Here is a 14788-nt window from a genome sequence, read left to right as displayed (position 1 = left end):
GGCGGGAGTCGCTTACGCAGCGGAGCGTTCCAGCAGCGCCAGGCGGCGCGACAGGTTGGCCTTATGGGCGGCGGCGGCGGCGCCGTCGTCGGCTTCGGGAGTTCGGTTGGCCAGCGCGGCAGGCGCGTTGTCGTAGGCGGACAGGTCCCAGGTGTTGGACGTCTTCTTCTTGCCCACGATCTCCACCACCTCGTCTGCGAAGCCGTGTTCCTTGGCTTCGTCGGCCGTGAACCACGTCTCTTCGTCCATCCACTGGACGATCTGCGCCTGATCCTTCCCAGTACGGCGGGTGTAGTCGCCGGCCAGGCCGGCATCGATCTTGGCCAGCAGCTCACCAGTCTTGGTCATGTCGGCCTTGTTGCCGACCGTGATGGTCCATGCGTTGTGGATCATGAACGCACCACCTTGGCTGATCTCGACCTTGTCGCACGCCATGCAGACCCCGGTCATAGCCGAGGCAGCCAAGCCATCGATGTGGGCGATGACAGTGGCCTTGTGCTGGGCGATGGCGGTCATCATGGACCGGGCCGCAAACACGTCGCCGCCGGGCGAGTCGATGCGCAGATGAATCACGTCCGCCTCGATGCCGGCCATGGCCTGGGCAAACATCGTCTCGTCAATGTCGCCCCACCACCCGCCGATGACGCCGTGCAGGTAGATGGTTGCCTCCTTACCTTCGGTCTCCGCCCTGATGGGCTTGGACTGGCCGGCGTTGTTCTTGGCCAGCTGCAGCAGCTTAGGAATTGGCATCTTCAGGGTTCCTTTCAGGGTCGTCGCTGTCCGGCTTCGCCGGTGGCGCGGGGTCATTCTGTTGGTAGAGCTTGTCGCCGCCCTCGATGGGAGGCAGGTTCTTGAGGCGGCGGACTTCGTTGACGACCATCCAGCCTTGGGTGCCAGGGCCACCCAACGCCTTGCTGAAGTACTCGGCCTGCGTCTTCGAGTCGCCGGCCATGAACATGTCGACGTTGTGCTCAACGAAGTAGCGCGGCGTGCGGAACAGCTTGCGGTTCAACTCGTCCTTGATCCGCTTCAGGTGCGGGCCCAGCGTGTACTTCACGAAGCCGATGCCCATGCTCTCGATGCCACTGCCCCAGCTGGTCGACTTGGTGGTTTCACCGATCATGTGGGGCGGCACACCGAAGGCGCGGGCTACGTCGATCACCTGCCACTGACGCGACTCCAGCAGCTGCTGGTCGACCGCTGACATGGTCAGTTCGTGAACCTCCAGCCCCTCGGTCAGAACCAGCGGAATGCGACGGTTACCCTGCACCCCGCCGTACTTCTTGACCCACGCATCGCGGAAATCGTCTTGCTGCTCCTTGGTCATCTTGTTGGGCGTTCGGATGGCCACTTCGGGCTTGCCGCCCTCGCTGAAGAACTTGCCGGCGTGCTCGTCACCTTGGATGGCGATGCCGATGCCGTTCCGCGCGCCCCACTGGATCACCGACATGCCGTGCACGCCGTTGAAACCGAAGCCGGGGAAATGGAGCACGTCGTCCTGGTCAACGGTGAAGTACCCGTCCGCATCGTGGAACGTGTACTGCAGGCGTGTCGGCTCCCGTGGGCTGGTTTTCTCCTGCTTGAGGATCATCACCCTGTCGCGTGGCCAGGGGATCAACCCGGTCGCCACCCCGGCACGGTTGCGCGTCACGTACACCACACCATCACCGCGCAGCAGCATCTGGCCGACGATGAACTCCCAGCCGGTGGCGCTCGACCAGCCGGAGGAGAACTGCTCGTTCAGCAGCCACCAGTGGTCATGCTCCGCCCGCTTGCGATGGCCGTCCACCCGCTCGAACACAGGCAACGGCAGCTGGGCGATCGCGCCGGCCAGCAGCGAAACGGCAGCGAACACCGCCGAAACCCGCATCGCCGATTCCGGGCTGACCACGGCTCCGGAGGCCGTCATCGGGTTCCCGAACACCTCGAACATGCGCATGTCGGAGGACTGGATCACCTCGCCGTCGACCAGGCTGCTGATCGTCGGCTCGATACGGTCGCGGGCATCGGCCCGCCGGTTCTTCTCGAATAGTCCGAACATCAGTCGATCACCACGAAGCCTTGTTGGGTTGTGCCGGTGTCCCGCGCCTGCATGGCGCGGCCCATGGCCATGATTAGCGCCACCGCGCCGTCGATCTTGCTTTCCATCTTTTCCTTGCGGGGATAGACGTGTTCCTTGGCATCCACGCGCGCCACTACGTTGCCCATCATCCAGGTCATGGCCGCGTTGCCGTCGTGCCACAGGCGCCGCGACAGGATGAGCGCCTCCACTTCTTTCATGGGCTCGGAGAGATTGCGCACGGACTGCGCCATCTCCACGGTCGGCAGCCCTTCCTGTTCAAGGCGCGTCATCAGGTACGCCGCTTGGGCCGGGTCAAAGGCAATGTCCCGCAGGTCGACGCCCTGTGCCGCAAGCTCTTTCAGCTCCTCTTCGATGAACGCGTAGTCCGTCATGTTCCCGGGCGTGGACACGATCAGCTCGTCCAGCAGGAACTGCTGGTACTTCTCGTTTTCCTCCACGGCCGACTCCGGCACGTAGAACCGGGGAATGACGTAGTAGCTATCGCCCTTCTCGAACAGCAGCACCACGGCAGCCACGTCCAGCTTGGATGCCAGATCGACGCCCACCCAGCACGGACAGCCCGCAAAGTCCGACACCTCAAACCGTCGTTTCTGCCGCTGCCAGGCCAGCATGTTCATCCATGCCAGCTTGGCGCCGACCCAGTCGTTCAGGTGCTTGGTACGGAACGCGCTTTGCTTGCTGGCCGACCGCTTTGCCTTGGCGAGCTGGTCGAGCAGGAACTGCTCGAACACGGAAACGCCGTAGTTCGGGTTGGCCTTGCGCAGGCTCGCGGGATCATCCCAGCGGTCGCCCTCGTCTATGCAGTAAATCGCCGCGAAAACCGTCTCGTCGGTCACCTCACCGCGCAGGATGCGGATGGCATCGCCCCGCATCTCGAAGCATGGGCCCGACAGGTTCGTGCCTGCCGTGGTGATGATCGACAGCAGGGGTTGCTCGCGCGCGCCCATGCCGGTTTCCATGGCGTCGACCATGTGGTCATCGTCATGTTCGTGGTACTCGTCCACCAGCGCCGCGTGCGGGCTTGAACCGTCACCGGGCTTGCCGATCATGGTCTCGAACTTGGACATGTCCTCCATGACGAACAGCGGCCCCGGGTTCTTCGGGTTGCCCGCCTGTTCGATACCGAAGCGGGCGCGCAGCGCCGGCAGTTTCTGGACCATCTGCCAGGCCGGGCGGAACACCTCGTATGCCTGTTTCTCGCTGGTTGCGCCCGAATAGACCTCCGCGCCCGCCTCGCCGTCAGCGCAGAACAGGTACAGGCCACGGGCAGCCAGTCGCAACGACTTGCCGTTCTTGCGCGGGATCTCCTCGTATGCGCGGCGGAAGCGCCGGTGCCCGGTCTTCTTGTGGACCCAGCCGAACAGATTGCACTCGATGAAGTGCTGCCAGGGCTCCAGCACCAGCAGGCGCTTCTGCGCCGCCCACTTTCCTTTCGTGTGCGGCATCTTCTCCATGAACCGCACCGCGCGGTCCGCCTTCTCGGCGTCGTACTTGTAGGGCCAGTCGGCCCCCTTGCGCTTCAGGTCATCCAGGAACCGCTGGCACGCCAGACGGATGAACTCGCCGGCCGGGATCTTTCCTGACGTGACGCCCTTGGCGTATGCCTTGGCTGATTCGCTCGGCGTCATGGATCAGAACTCGTCGAATGGGTTGCCCTCCGGGGTCTTTTCGGTCCCCAGCTTCTGACGGTCAGCCGGGGTCAGGCCCAGGCGCGCCAGGCAGCCGATCAGGTGGGAGTACTTGGCCGCAACGAACTCGCCGCGGTTAGCACGGAACTCGGAAAGCAGCGATGACGCCACCTCCATGATGAAACGGTCGGCGCTGGTGAGGACGCCAGGCAGGGCGCACTTCTCCAGCTCCTTCCAGACCACCGCGACCTCGTCCGGCAGATGGCCGGGCACCTTGCCAAGTGCCTTCCCCGTCTTTGGCACCTCGGCCCTGTAACGCTGCGGGTTGCGCTTGTCCGCCCCCTTGAGCTTTGCCAGCTCGGCGGGCTGCTTGTGCCTGGCCATCGCCGGTCAGCTCCAAATCCAAAATTCAAATTCTGTGGACGCGAGAAGAAAGGGGGGCGCGCGTATCGGGCGAGGAAGGCCCTCAACTTTGCCCCTCCCCCCTCCCTCTCCGTTCAGCTTTCGGTGGATAACTCGCCGCTCGTCCAGCTCCGCTCTGCGGGCGGGCATCCCTGCCGAACCCGCCGTTCTCCCGCGCCGTCTTGGCGCTATGGCACGGCCGGCACAGCGGCTGCAGGTTGCTGTCGGCGTTGTTGCTGTCGTCCCCATCGATGTGGTCGACCTCGGTGGCTGGCCGCACCCTGCCCTGCCCAGCGCAGCATCTGCACAGCGGCTCACGGGTGAGCACCACCGAGCGGAGCCGGCGCCACAGCGAGCAGTTGGTGGGCAGGGCGCGGCGTGCCTGCCTCTTACGGACCTGAGCGGTGGTCTCCTTGTAGGGGCGCCAGCCGGCCGCACGGTGCTGGGGTGGCCGGGTTGGCATCAGTAAGGCTTCCCGTCCAGGTCGACTCGCTCCGGCTCGGCACCCTCGTCATGCACCGGCGTGCCGGCCTCCTCGCCCAGCAGCTGCGCCACGGCCTGCACCAGCAGGCCAACGTGCATTGCTAGCTCGGCGATCTGCTTGCCCTGCTGCTCGATGATCCCGACCAGTCGGTCGATACGGCTGTCGGTGCTGCTCTCAATCAGCCCCGCCAGGGCTGTGACAGCCGCAGCGCGCGCCACCTCTTCAATCCGTGCAGCGTCCATCACCTACCCTCGTCGTTCGCAGTACCAGGCCGTGGCGTATCCACCGCTCGACCCGCTCCCAGTCCGGTTCCATGCCCGTGGCCCGGGCAAACCACACCACCGCAGCCAGATACCACCGAAGCCACCACCGCATGCGTATCGACGCCCGCACTGTCGCAGTCATCAGAACTCCTCCACTGCCCAGCCGCCGCCATCCCGTTTCGGCTTGGCCTTAACCGCGATGAAGCGGAATGGGTACATGGCCGCGGCAATCTTGATCTTGGCCCTGGCATCGTCCTGCCAGTGCCCTTTCACCTCGTGGCACTCCATGACGCCGTCGGCAGCCATGACTGCAAAGTCCGGGGTGTAGAACGTGTTGTCCGCCAGGCGCAGCTTCATGCCCTCGAACCGGTGCCATTGGACCTTGCCCACGGCCTGCAGCGCGCGTAGGTGCTCGGCATATGCAGCCTCGGTCTTGTTCATCTCGCCGGTCTTCAGCCGACCCAGCGCGAGCACTCGGCGGTTCATTGCGTCACCGGTTGCCGGTCAGCCACGATCACTGCTTGGCTGGCGCGTACGTGGTCGTCGGCGTCGCGGCCGATTTGAACAGCAGCTCCCGCAACCTCTGCTCGTAGTTCGGCGTGCGCATCACGTTCGACGGCGCCGGCGACGGCTTGGGACAGGAGGCTGGTGCTGCAGGTGGCGAGGTCGTCGCGCAGCTGGAGACGACCAGCGCGCAGGTCAGCCACAACAGCAGCAGGGACGGTCGCGGCCGCAGTGCGGTCTTCTTCATGCTTCGCTCCGATGGTGGCCAGTGTCTCGGCCTTGGCGTGCTCGGTGGCACGGGTCTGGTTCACCTGGGCGGCGGCTGCCTCGGCGCCGGCGGCGCGCTGGATGGCCTCCCTGCCCTCTGCCCGATCACTGCGCCAGGCCCAGCCAACGCAGATCATTGCGCCGGACCACAGGACGAAGGCGGCGACTGCGATGGCGGTGCGGTTCACGGCCGGCCCTCGCACATGCGGCGCTCAGCGGCCCGCCGGTTCACCAGCCCCTGCACGCGCTTGCCGCCGGCATAGACCCATCGGTCCAGCTCCGGGCACCAGCTCGCGGCAGGCTGGCCAGCGTTGATACGCCCCACCAGCGTCGAGCGGCAGGCGGCGCCGACGCCCACGTTGTAGGTCCAGCTCAGAACCGCAGCCCACTCGCGTTCGCGTAGCGGCACCTTGATGCACTGGCTGATGCCGGTCATGTAGCTGCCTAGGCGGCTGTTGAGCTTCTCTGCACACTCCTGCTCGGTGTAGATCGCCTTCTCGGGGCTGCTGGTGTCGCCGTAGCAGTGAGTGGCGACGCCCACCATGTCGATGTAGGGCGTGGGCGAGTAGCCTTCCCACGGCTTGACCAGCGCGGCCGCAGCCAAAGCAATGACGGCGGCGGCGCTGCTTCCGATGATCTTGGCCTTCATGCACGCGCCCTCTGCCGCCATTCGCGAACCCAGCGCCAGCCCAGATAGCTGATCTGGCCCACCAGGTAGATGATCGTCAGAACCACCACCACGCGATCAAGGTTCGCTCCTGCGGCAACCGCGCCGGCTACCGTCACCGGTGGAGCAGCCTTCGCTACAGCACCAGCGGCAGTGCCAATGATTTCGTCCTTCATCGTGGCCCCGTATGTCGTCCGGTTCGGCATATGCCCCTCCCGGTTGATTGGTGCCCGCCCCTAGCGCCGGCTCGGCACGAGAGTTTGTCCGGCTGGGACGCGGGCAAAGAAAAAGCCCCGGCTGGGCCGGGGCTTGCGTCTGGATGCTGAGAAGATTGCGCCTGTTTTCGATGACCTAGGAAGTCATCGCTATGCAGCCTTGGAGAGAGCCCTGTTGAACTTCCTTGCAGCGCGAGATTCAGCCGCACGGAAGTTGACCAGCATCCACTCGTAGACGGGTCGCCAGAACCGGCTATAGGCGGACCAGTCGGCCCCGATGGCAGCCGCGCGTTTGCGTCCGCTCAGGGGCTCATGCCCGCTGCCGCAGCACTCCGTGCAGTTCACGACGCCTGGTACACGAGGGTCCTGAAGAACCCTCTTACCACCACAGTGTGAGCAGTCACGCGCACCGACCATCTCAGCGATCACAGCCCCGGCCAGTACGCCCAACTGCTCCATCGTGTTGTTGGGCCAAGCGACAGCGCGCGCATCGTCCAGGGCCGTCTCTGTACGGTGCAGCTCCCGCCGCTGCAACTCCGTAATCGTTCCGCCGCCCCAGCCCATGCTGGCTTTGGCGATGCCATATGCAGTCCGGGCGTCGGCAAGGTCGTGCATCTGACGGGTAAACTCGGGCGCGACCAGGGATACAACCGCCTGGCGCAGCTGCTCGCGCCTCCGCTGACCACTCTCCGGCCACCACAGCGCCTCCAGCAGTTCTCGACCAAGGCCGGCCGGGACATACGCCAGCGCGGCCAAGATTTCCTCAGTGCTCGGTCCGCCGATGCCCCCGTCGAAGCTCAGTGCCCTCGGCCCCGTCCGGCTCGACAGCAGTTCGCGTGCCTCGTTCATTCCCATGCGCCTTCCCCTTGGTGGTTTGCTCGTGCAGCGCGCGATCGCGCGTGGTCGTTACTCGATGCGGCACCGGTCACGCCGCGCGGTCCCAGCTGGCCGTCAGGCGCTGCACCTGCCCGCCCCGCGCCTCGAACTCCTCCACCGTCTCCGGCGGGCCACCAACCGCAGGCCGCGCCTTCACCCGCCGCGGGCGGGAAACGGTGTTGTGGTCCATCCTCCGCTCGCGCGGCGCACGCTGGGGGTTGATCCTCGGCGCCACGGCCTTCGTCTTCTTCATGCTGCCGCCCTCAGTTCGTTGATGTAGGTCTGCTGTGCGATCAGGTCGTCGTCGGATCCGAACGCCTCGTGGAATCTCTTGGACCAGTGCAGCGGTGGACCCCAGCGGGCCACCATTTGCTTCTGCGTCATGTGTTCCGTTCGGTAGCGCTGGTGATGCCACTGGCACAACGCGTAGCCGAAGAAATGGCCGCGCCGGATGTTTCCCGACTTGGCGTGGTTGTATTCGCAGCCGTAGATCACGTGCTTCTTCGCCAGCAAGCCCTGCGCGTAGCGAACGAGGCATGCCATGCACGGCCCGGTCTTCGCCAGTTCGATGCGTGCTGCCTCCGCCTCGGTCGGCGGCGGTGCGTTCGACCACATCAGCGCAGCTCCGGGATAGGGCCGGCATAGCGGGTGATCGGGATCTGGCGCATGCCGTCCCGCCAGACAGTCATCCCGCGCGTCGCGTAGACCACCAGCGGCTTGATCCCGTAGCCGTAGGCCAGATACCAACCCGCCTCCGCAACCGGCTCGCTCACAGGGCGCACTTCGACGTTGAAGTGATCGGGACTCATGCTGCTTTGCCCTCCAGCAGCTCCGCGATCTCCGCCAGGCGCGCGAGGGTTCGGGCGTCAGCGGTCGGGCATGCCTCGACAGTTCCAGCCAGCAGCGCCACCGGGTTGAATGCCGGCGTTGCCGGCGGCAGCGCCAGGTGCTCGGCCACCTGCTCGTGGGTCAGCTGGCCAGCGGCCACGGCCTGCTGCAGCACACCGTCCCGACCGGACACGTCGGCACCGAGGGACAGGTGGTAGTTGGCGGTCCGGTGTGCAGCGCGCGCTTCCTTCACCAGTCGGGCGTACACCTCCAGGAATGCCGGACGGGCGGCGATCTTGTCACCCGCCTGCACCAGCGGCAGCGCGGCGGCCCAGGCATTGCGCGTCTCCTCGGTCCAGACCACGGTTGCGCCTTCGTCGGCGGCACGGATCGCGTTGGCCCATGCCTCGTTCGGCGCCGGGTGGCCGTCCTCGATGCGTTCGAGGATCGAGGCCAACGACAGCCGCGCCTTCAGTTCCCGGCGGCACGAAGCCAGCGCGCGCTCCAGCATCGGCAGTGGGTACTGCGCCAGGTCCGAAACCATGTAGGCGGCGGCGTTCGGGCTGAGCTGGTCGCCAATCACCTCGGCGGTAGCTACCAACAGATCGACCAGCCGATCCTGCTCCTGATCACCCAGCATGCGCCGCCCTCCGCTGTGCCAGTAGTGCCTTGGCTGCGTCGGCCGCGCCAAGGTTCGTCTGCGTCTTGTCCGTCTGTCGGGCGGCTTCCTCGGTCACCTGCCGACCGGTGGCCCACTGCGTGCGGTATGCCTCGCACTTCGTCAGCAGCGCGCCCAGGTCGTGCATGTTCTGCACCACATAGCGCTCGTTGACGGTCAGGAACCACGCGGCGACCAGCGGCGCCTCGGTGTGGCCGAGCCTCTGCACGATTTGGCGAACGTTGCTGTTCACCTTTGCATTGCGGACCGGCGCCACACCGTGGCGGGTGCGGTAAGCGCTGGCGTAGGCCGCCCAGGTAGCGCGGCACGCGGCCTGCAGGTCGGTCTCGGAATCCACCGCCAGCGGCGCGGCCGGAAGGCCCGCCGGAAATGACGGTTCTCCTGACGGTTCATTGAGGGTTATATGACGGTTAGGCGGCAGGGGGCGCACCCCTAGACCTGCGCCCGGTGCATCCCCTCCTGCATGGGGCGCATCCCCTCCTGTAGCGGGCGCACCCCCTGCATGGGGCGCAGCCCCTGCGCCCGGTGCAGCACCTGCCTTTCCAGCCTTACGGCCAGCCTTCGACGGCGCGGCGGCCTTGTCGAAGTTGGCCGGAGTGACCTTGTAGACCGTGCTGCTGTTGAAGCGGCGGTCACGGGTCAGCAGGCCGACGGCCTCCAGATGATCCATTGCCGTACGCACAGCGCGCGCAGACATACAGCAGCGCGCGGCGATGGTGCCCACCGCCGGCCAGCACACGCCGTCGTCGTTCGCCTGATCAGCCAACGAGATCAGCACAGCCTTCTGCGTGACGCTCAGGCCCTGCAGCGGCCAGCACTGCGACATGATGATGGTCGACATGTCAGAGCCCCAGCGTCAGGTTCTCGCCCGGCGCAACCGGCCACCAGGTGCATGCGGGCTTGCCGGTGGTGGCGCAAGGCGCCGTCGGACCGCGCCAGATGCGCCCTTCGCGCGCCAGCTCAGGCAGGCGGCGCCCCAACATGTGGCGGTCAAGACCAGTCAGCGTCGACAGGTGCAGGCTGCTCTGGCCAGGATGACGGATCACCGCAGCTTCGGTCTTGGCGTGCTGGACACGAAGCGCGCCGCTTTCAGCGAGCGCGGCGGCGGCGATGTGACTGGACTGCGGATCAGTGGAGCGGGCCGGATGGTTCATCGGCGCGCCCTCCCCTTCGCTGCAGCGCGCGACACGTTGCGGATGAGGCGGTGTGCCATCGTGATCAGCGAGTTGGCCTCTTCCACCATCAGGCGCGCTTCGTCGCTGTCGATCTGGCGATCAGCCATCGCATCCACCGCAGTGCCCGACAGGCGCCCTACCCGCGTGGTGATCTCCAGCAGCTTCGTCTGGATGGCGCCAATCTCGTCGGACCAACCGCCCTCCGGCGGCGGCGGGACCGTGGCGACGGCCATGCCAAACTGCCCGGCCAGCGCCTGCATCCAGTCCAGGGCGTAGTCATTGCCGCCGGCCTTCTCCTGCATCCATTCGGTCAGTAGTTCGGCGATTTCCAGCGTCACCGATTCACCCTCCAGCCCGCGCAGCTTGGCGCGCAGCGTTTCCGGGTGCATGGACTTGCCGCGGCGGTCGGCCAGAAAGGCGGCTGCGTCCACGACACCTCCGGGCGTCTTGCGCACGGAGTTGTAGAGAACGTCGAGCCAGTTGAGAGCGGATGTACGGCAGGTCATGGGTCACCTTGGGGAAGGCTGTGTTTCAAGGTTTCGGGCTCGGCCCGGGTGGCGCACGATGGGCGCCATGGAGATCAACAAGTCAGGGACGATGGCCAGGGATGGCCTTTCAGGCGGTATCGACCGGGCCAATGCGGTCCGCGTCGGGGTCGTCGTTGACCGGGGTGGCCACGGGTTCCTGCTCTGTGTGCCCAAGCAGCTTCATCACCTGCGGCAGCGCCGGGACCATGTCCTCATCCGCCCAGCCGCTCACCTGCTCTACCGGCAGGCCCAAGACCTTTGCCAGGTGCTTGTCGTTGCTCAGGCCCAGCCGGGCGCGCAGCGCGCGCTTGTTCATTCGGCTGTCTACCAGGGCGCGCGTCTCGGCTCGAACAGGCGAAACCGATTCGCCGAAGATCATCGGCTCCTTCGCCACCCGTTCCGGGCCCAGCCGGCCGGACTCTTTCTCGATCAGAGCAGCCAGTCCTGGGCTAGGCCGTTTTCCTCTCCAGCGGGTGGCGATCTGCCACAGGTACTCTGGGCTGGTGCCGCAAGCCTCCGCGAGCGCTACGCGGCGGGGCATGTCCGAGATGTAGGTGAGTAGGTCCATGCAGCCAACATTAGCCGCAGGCTATTCAAAAGACAATAGCCAAAAGCTCGTTGGATTGAATAGCCTTTCGCTATTCAATGGCCGGATGCGCCCAATAGACGAAGTCCGCCACGACAACTTGGTTGCCTTGATCGCCGAACACGGCGGCCAGAGGTCCTTCGCCGATGCGGCCGGCATCAAGAATCCGGCCCAGGTGAGCCAATGGGTCAATCGAAGCCGAAACGCCACAACGGGCAAGCCGCGCGTAATGGCCGGCGCGACCGCCAGAGCTATCGAGGCTGCGCTTGGTCTACAAGCCGGATGGATGGACACCGCGCACGGCGACACGGACAAGTCGGTCTCACAAGTCGCGGCGACTGAGACGCCAGCGGGCTATGTTCGCTTCGATTTGTTTGAAGGGGGCGCAGGAATGGGTGTAGGGATCGTCAACCAGGACTACCCCGAGGTAGTGAAGACCATCGAGGTAGCAGAGTGGGAGGTGCGCCGGAAACTCGGCTACCTGCCCCAGCCTGGCAGGATCCAGATCATCACCGGCCGCGGCCCGTCCATGCGGCCCAAGCTGGAGGACGGCGACATTGTCTGGATCGACACCAGTTGCGACTACTTCGACGGCGACGACTACTACCTCATCAACATCGGTGGAGAGACGCAGATCAAGATGCTGCAGAAGCGAGGTGACGGTCTCTACGTGGTGAGCGTCAACACCGACTTCCCGGCCTACCGGCCAGATCCCGGCGACGTGAGTATCTTGGGGAAGGCACTGATCCACGCAGGCCTACGAAAATTCTAAGTTCTGACCCAAATTGGGACAACAAAAAAGCCCCGCCGAAGCGGGGCTTTTTGTAAGAGCGCTAACGCTTACGCAGCGAGCGCGAAATTGGAGCGTGCGAGGATGCTCGCCATTTCATCATGAATGACCTGGAAATCCGCGTTCACTTCACGAGCCAACGCGATGACCTGATCGCGACGCGCAGCCTCGGCTCCGTCGTGCAGTTCAACAAGCATTGCATTAGCTTTCATATCAACCTCATTCCTTTCGTGTGTGGGGACGTGATAGCCGCTAGGCAAATCAGACCGGGCAGTTCTTGACTTCGTGACGGAACATGCCGATGAGTCTATCGATACAGCTTCTGTACTCATCTTCATCGTTTCGCTGCAATGCGACGTGAACGCGACGGACCAAGTGAATGGCAGTGTCACAGTTGATGAGAGTGCTCACGCGCTCCACATCCTTCACCGTACCCGACGCACCGCTGGACAGCAGCAGATCCAGCATCGTCGCAACCTTCGTGCCTACTGCGGTCAACTGAGTGACGATCTTGTCAAGGCTCGGATCTGCCCATTCCAAGATGTACTCGAAGCCAAGCTTGTGGCCGGCGAATACGTCGTCAACATGACGCACTAGGTTCATCCAAATCTTTGTCACTTCGCTTTCAAGCACGTCATCGCGAAATGAACCAAAGTTCCCTGAAGTGTTATCACCGCTCATTCGTTGAGCTGTCCCCTGTAGATAAGACGAAGGCCGCCTACCAAGGGGAGGCGGCCGCTACCGGATGTAGCGATCCGCTACTCACAGGAGCGATATTAACGGCGAATTGCTCCTACCACAACTGGCGCATGCATCAACGGTTGACAAGCGGTCAGGTTCACAAATTCAACCGATTCCCCCCAATTCCTAGATCGGCTTGGCACATTCCAACTTAAGGAAAGCCTTGTGCTGCAAGGGCTCTACGGCACATGAACCGAAATTGAACCCGTTCAGTTTAACGTTAAATTTCACGACCAGCATGTCGTAGAACAGCGCTAAACCTTTGAGACTAGTGATAATCAAGCACTTCGACGCGTGTGCAAATGCTGCCGATTGCGCCAGCCAACTGCTTGCGGCGGCTTCTTAGGGCCGATCAGCCTGCCTGACGGCGGCACGGATGGTCGCCAATGCGCCCTGGGGCTCCTCCCCTTCTACCGGCGGCGCCAAGCGGCTAGGCCCTGGAGGCGTGCGCGCCTCTGCAATTGCGTTGGCCCTGCGCAGCTCTACAAGAATGTCCTGCAGCAGCGGCTTGATCCCGAAGATTGCGAATGGAACGAAGATCCACAGCACGGTGAGGACCAGGCCCAACAGTCCTAGCAACAGCGTCACCCCCGTAAAAGCCCACTCCATGGCACACCCCCTCCTGATGTTTTTGACGCGGCACCGTAGCACGCGCGAATGGAGCAGACCCGCATTCAGAAAAAGATTAGCCTTTGGCTATTGACTGCTGGATAGCCCATGGCTAATTTATCTCCGTCGCCCAACGCAGCCCCATCCCGGGGCCGGGCGCAGGAGATCACGCATGGCCACCCTTTCCCTGGGCTGCCGATCGGTAGAGATGAAAGTCACCGCTGACCCCGTCAGCGAGCGCGTCATCGCAGACATGGGCGCCGCCCGCCTGCACTTGACCGCCGATGAGGCAGAGAAGCACGCCCACACGCTGCTCGCCGCAGCCACACAGCTGCGCGCCGCGCAGCAGGACGCCGCCGCATGAGCGCCGTCATCGCCCACCACTCCAACGCACAGCGCGCGGCAGCCGCCGCCGGCATCGTTGCCCGCGCCGGGCGCCGCTGGGGACTGCTCCCCTACCAGGTCGTCATTGCCGCCAGCATCGCCGCCAATGCCGTCCTGCGGCAGGGCCAGAGCGCCGCAGGTGCCGTCGCCGCGGCCCGCCGCGCAGCGCGCGCGCAGGCAGGTGCTGCATGAGCCGCAGCGGATATAGCGACGACTGCGACACCTGGCCGCTGATCTGCTGGCGCGGCGCGGTTTCTTCCGCCTTGCGCGGCAAGCGCGGCCAGAAATTCCTGGTCGAACTGCGTGACGCGCTCGACGCGATGCCCGAAAAGCGACTCATCGCCGAACAGCTCCAGGACAGCACAGGCTGCCATTGCACGCTGGGCGTCATCGGCGCCAAGCGCGGCTTGGACATGACCGGCCTCGACCCCGACGACCGCGAAGCCGTGAGCAAGGCGTTTGGCATTGCCGAAGCGATGGCGGCGGAGATCGTCCACGAGAACGACGGTGAGTGGCGCCGGGACACCGAAACGCCGGAGCGGCGATGGACGCGCATGCGTGCCTGGGTCGAGAGCCACATTGCCGATGGAGCAGCCGCATGACCGCCTTCCCCTGCGCACCGGCCGCAATGCAGACCTTCACCCTGCCGCGCGGCGAAGACCTGCAGCGCGCTGACGCCTCGCCGCCCAGCAAGTTCACCGGCTTTGTGGTCGGCCCGTTCTTCTGCCACCACGTCATCAGCGACGACGAGTCGACCATGATGGGCGACCGCACCACGGCCGAACTGGGCGACTGGCAGGTCACGCACGTGGTCACCGGAGCGTGTGTGCAGCGCGGTCTGCCGACCCACTACCGCGCCATCTGGTTGGCCGAGAAGCTGTCCGCCTTCCTGGACTTCACGCTGCCCTCGTTCCAGGCCATCAAAGACGCCCTGGCGCCGCATGAGGAAGAAATCGCCTCCCTGCGCTGGGAAGCCAAGAACGGCAACTGTCAGCGCGCCTGCAATTTCAGCTTCACGGGAGTGCAGCCGTGACCGACAACGACTTCTTCGCCGCCATGGCCGTCGGCATCCCGCCCATC

General features: G+C 64.8%; 27 protein-coding genes. 5 read left to right on the top strand and 22 right to left on the bottom strand.

What is annotated here, in order from left to right; all coding sequences use genetic code 11:
* Positions 1 to 12 precede the first annotated feature (12 nt).
* From LZ605_RS20115 to LZ605_RS20025, 19 genes are all read right to left on the bottom strand, one after another.
* Entirely contained in the window at positions 13 to 750 is a 738-nt protein-coding gene (locus tag LZ605_RS20115) for a head maturation protease, ClpP-related (protein ID WP_249843060.1), read from the bottom strand.
* Positions 737 to 2041: a phage portal protein gene (locus LZ605_RS20110; protein WP_249843059.1), complete on the bottom strand. Its 1305-nt coding sequence runs from the start codon at positions 2039 to 2041 to the stop codon at positions 737 to 739. Before LZ605_RS20110 ends, LZ605_RS20115 begins: the two co-directional genes overlap by 14 nt.
* Positions 2041 to 3711, bottom strand: a complete 1671-nt coding sequence (locus LZ605_RS20105; RefSeq protein ID WP_249843058.1) for a terminase large subunit — start codon at positions 3709 to 3711, stop codon at positions 2041 to 2043. The genes LZ605_RS20110 and LZ605_RS20105 overlap by 1 nt, the downstream gene beginning before the upstream one ends.
* 3 nt (positions 3712 to 3714) lie before the next feature.
* Positions 3715 to 4095 carry a hypothetical protein gene (locus LZ605_RS20100; protein ID WP_005408955.1) on the bottom strand — a complete coding sequence of 127 codons (381 nt, stop codon included), beginning with the start codon at positions 4093 to 4095 and terminating at the stop codon, positions 3715 to 3717.
* A gap of 82 nt (positions 4096 to 4177) precedes the next feature.
* Positions 4178 to 4576 (bottom strand): HNH endonuclease signature motif containing protein, encoded by a 399-nt coding sequence (locus LZ605_RS20095; RefSeq protein ID WP_249843057.1) that lies wholly within the window; start codon positions 4574 to 4576, stop codon positions 4178 to 4180.
* Positions 4576 to 4839, bottom strand: a complete 264-nt coding sequence (locus LZ605_RS20090) for a hypothetical protein (RefSeq protein WP_235651490.1) — start codon at positions 4837 to 4839, stop codon at positions 4576 to 4578. The genes LZ605_RS20095 and LZ605_RS20090 overlap by 1 nt, the downstream gene beginning before the upstream one ends.
* Before the next feature lie 162 nt (positions 4840 to 5001).
* Positions 5002 to 5346 (bottom strand): DUF1064 domain-containing protein, encoded by a 345-nt coding sequence (locus tag LZ605_RS20085; RefSeq protein ID WP_249843056.1) that lies wholly within the window; start codon positions 5344 to 5346, stop codon positions 5002 to 5004.
* The gene (locus LZ605_RS20080; RefSeq protein ID WP_249843055.1) at positions 5343 to 5819 is read right to left on the bottom strand and encodes a lysis system i-spanin subunit Rz; all 477 of its coding nucleotides are present in this window, start codon (positions 5817 to 5819) and stop codon (positions 5343 to 5345) included. The genes LZ605_RS20085 and LZ605_RS20080 overlap by 4 nt, the downstream gene beginning before the upstream one ends.
* A complete protein-coding gene (locus LZ605_RS20075) occupies positions 5816 to 6280 on the bottom strand; it encodes a lysozyme (protein WP_249843054.1) in 465 nt (154 codons plus the stop codon). Before LZ605_RS20075 ends, LZ605_RS20080 begins: the two co-directional genes overlap by 4 nt.
* The gene (locus LZ605_RS20070; protein WP_032954460.1) at positions 6277 to 6474 is read right to left on the bottom strand and encodes a hypothetical protein; all 198 of its coding nucleotides are present in this window, start codon (positions 6472 to 6474) and stop codon (positions 6277 to 6279) included. Before LZ605_RS20070 ends, LZ605_RS20075 begins: the two co-directional genes overlap by 4 nt.
* Before the next feature lie 189 nt (positions 6475 to 6663).
* Positions 6664 to 7368, bottom strand: coding sequence for a hypothetical protein (locus LZ605_RS20065; RefSeq protein ID WP_249843053.1), 705 nt, complete (start codon positions 7366 to 7368; stop codon positions 6664 to 6666).
* Positions 7369 to 7438: 70 nt separating this feature from the next.
* Positions 7439 to 7642, bottom strand: coding sequence for a hypothetical protein (locus tag LZ605_RS20060; RefSeq protein WP_249843052.1), 204 nt, complete (start codon positions 7640 to 7642; stop codon positions 7439 to 7441).
* Positions 7639 to 8004: a Ref family recombination enhancement nuclease gene (locus tag LZ605_RS20055; RefSeq protein WP_249843051.1), complete on the bottom strand. Its 366-nt coding sequence runs from the start codon at positions 8002 to 8004 to the stop codon at positions 7639 to 7641. Before LZ605_RS20055 ends, LZ605_RS20060 begins: the two co-directional genes overlap by 4 nt.
* Positions 8004 to 8198, bottom strand: a complete 195-nt coding sequence (locus tag LZ605_RS20050; protein WP_249843050.1) for a hypothetical protein — start codon at positions 8196 to 8198, stop codon at positions 8004 to 8006. The genes LZ605_RS20055 and LZ605_RS20050 overlap by 1 nt, the downstream gene beginning before the upstream one ends.
* Positions 8195 to 8857 carry a hypothetical protein gene (locus LZ605_RS20045; protein WP_249843049.1) on the bottom strand — a complete coding sequence of 221 codons (663 nt, stop codon included), beginning with the start codon at positions 8855 to 8857 and terminating at the stop codon, positions 8195 to 8197. Before LZ605_RS20045 ends, LZ605_RS20050 begins: the two co-directional genes overlap by 4 nt.
* Positions 8847 to 9737, bottom strand: a complete 891-nt coding sequence (locus LZ605_RS20040) for a helix-turn-helix domain-containing protein (RefSeq protein WP_249843048.1) — start codon at positions 9735 to 9737, stop codon at positions 8847 to 8849. The genes LZ605_RS20045 and LZ605_RS20040 overlap by 11 nt, the downstream gene beginning before the upstream one ends.
* A 1-nt stretch (position 9738) precedes the next feature.
* Positions 9739 to 10050, bottom strand: a complete 312-nt coding sequence (locus tag LZ605_RS20035; RefSeq protein ID WP_111190575.1) for a winged helix-turn-helix domain-containing protein — start codon at positions 10048 to 10050, stop codon at positions 9739 to 9741.
* Positions 10047 to 10502, bottom strand: coding sequence for a phage regulatory CII family protein (locus tag LZ605_RS20030; protein WP_249843047.1), 456 nt, complete (start codon positions 10500 to 10502; stop codon positions 10047 to 10049). Before LZ605_RS20030 ends, LZ605_RS20035 begins: the two co-directional genes overlap by 4 nt.
* A 184-nt stretch (positions 10503 to 10686) precedes the next feature.
* Positions 10687 to 11166, bottom strand: a complete 480-nt coding sequence (locus LZ605_RS20025; protein WP_249843046.1) for a hypothetical protein — start codon at positions 11164 to 11166, stop codon at positions 10687 to 10689.
* Here LZ605_RS20025 and LZ605_RS20020 point away from each other — a divergent pair.
* Positions 11165 to 11956, top strand: coding sequence for a S24 family peptidase (locus tag LZ605_RS20020; protein WP_249843045.1), 792 nt, complete (start codon positions 11165 to 11167; stop codon positions 11954 to 11956). The genes LZ605_RS20025 and LZ605_RS20020 overlap by 2 nt on opposite strands.
* A gap of 68 nt (positions 11957 to 12024) precedes the next feature.
* Here LZ605_RS20020 and LZ605_RS20015 read toward each other — a convergent pair whose 3' ends face one another.
* The 3 genes from LZ605_RS20015 to LZ605_RS20005 all read right to left on the bottom strand — a co-directional run bounded on the left by LZ605_RS20015 (position 12025) and on the right by LZ605_RS20005 (position 13324).
* On the bottom strand, positions 12025 to 12186 hold the full coding sequence (locus LZ605_RS20015) for a hypothetical protein (RefSeq protein WP_249843044.1): 162 nt from the start codon (positions 12184 to 12186) through the stop codon (positions 12025 to 12027).
* Between the two features lie 49 nt (positions 12187 to 12235).
* Positions 12236 to 12655, bottom strand: a complete 420-nt coding sequence (locus LZ605_RS20010) for a hypothetical protein (RefSeq protein ID WP_249843043.1) — start codon at positions 12653 to 12655, stop codon at positions 12236 to 12238.
* Positions 12656 to 13057: 402 nt separating this feature from the next.
* Positions 13058 to 13324 carry a hypothetical protein gene (locus tag LZ605_RS20005; protein ID WP_249843042.1) on the bottom strand — a complete coding sequence of 89 codons (267 nt, stop codon included), beginning with the start codon at positions 13322 to 13324 and terminating at the stop codon, positions 13058 to 13060.
* 172 nt (positions 13325 to 13496) lie between these two features.
* Between LZ605_RS20005 and LZ605_RS20000 the strand changes: the two genes are divergently transcribed.
* Genes LZ605_RS20000 through LZ605_RS19985 form a run of 4 tightly spaced genes read left to right on the top strand, consistent with a single transcriptional unit; the run spans position 13497 to position 14741 of the window.
* Positions 13497 to 13688: a hypothetical protein gene (locus LZ605_RS20000; RefSeq protein ID WP_249843041.1), complete on the top strand. Its 192-nt coding sequence runs from the start codon at positions 13497 to 13499 to the stop codon at positions 13686 to 13688.
* Complete coding sequence (locus tag LZ605_RS19995) at positions 13685 to 13900, top strand: hypothetical protein (RefSeq protein WP_249843040.1); 216 nt, start codon at positions 13685 to 13687, stop codon at positions 13898 to 13900. The genes LZ605_RS20000 and LZ605_RS19995 overlap by 4 nt, the downstream gene beginning before the upstream one ends.
* On the top strand, positions 13897 to 14310 hold the full coding sequence (locus LZ605_RS19990) for a hypothetical protein (RefSeq protein WP_249843039.1): 414 nt from the start codon (positions 13897 to 13899) through the stop codon (positions 14308 to 14310). Before LZ605_RS19995 ends, LZ605_RS19990 begins: the two co-directional genes overlap by 4 nt.
* On the top strand, positions 14307 to 14741 hold the full coding sequence (locus LZ605_RS19985; RefSeq protein WP_249843038.1) for a hypothetical protein: 435 nt from the start codon (positions 14307 to 14309) through the stop codon (positions 14739 to 14741). Before LZ605_RS19990 ends, LZ605_RS19985 begins: the two co-directional genes overlap by 4 nt.
* Positions 14742 to 14788: the final 47 nt, after the last annotated feature.

The organism is Stenotrophomonas maltophilia (assembly GCF_023518235.1).
Lineage (GTDB): Bacteria > Pseudomonadota > Gammaproteobacteria > Xanthomonadales > Xanthomonadaceae > Stenotrophomonas.
This window is presented reverse-complemented; position numbering and strand designations above follow the sequence as displayed.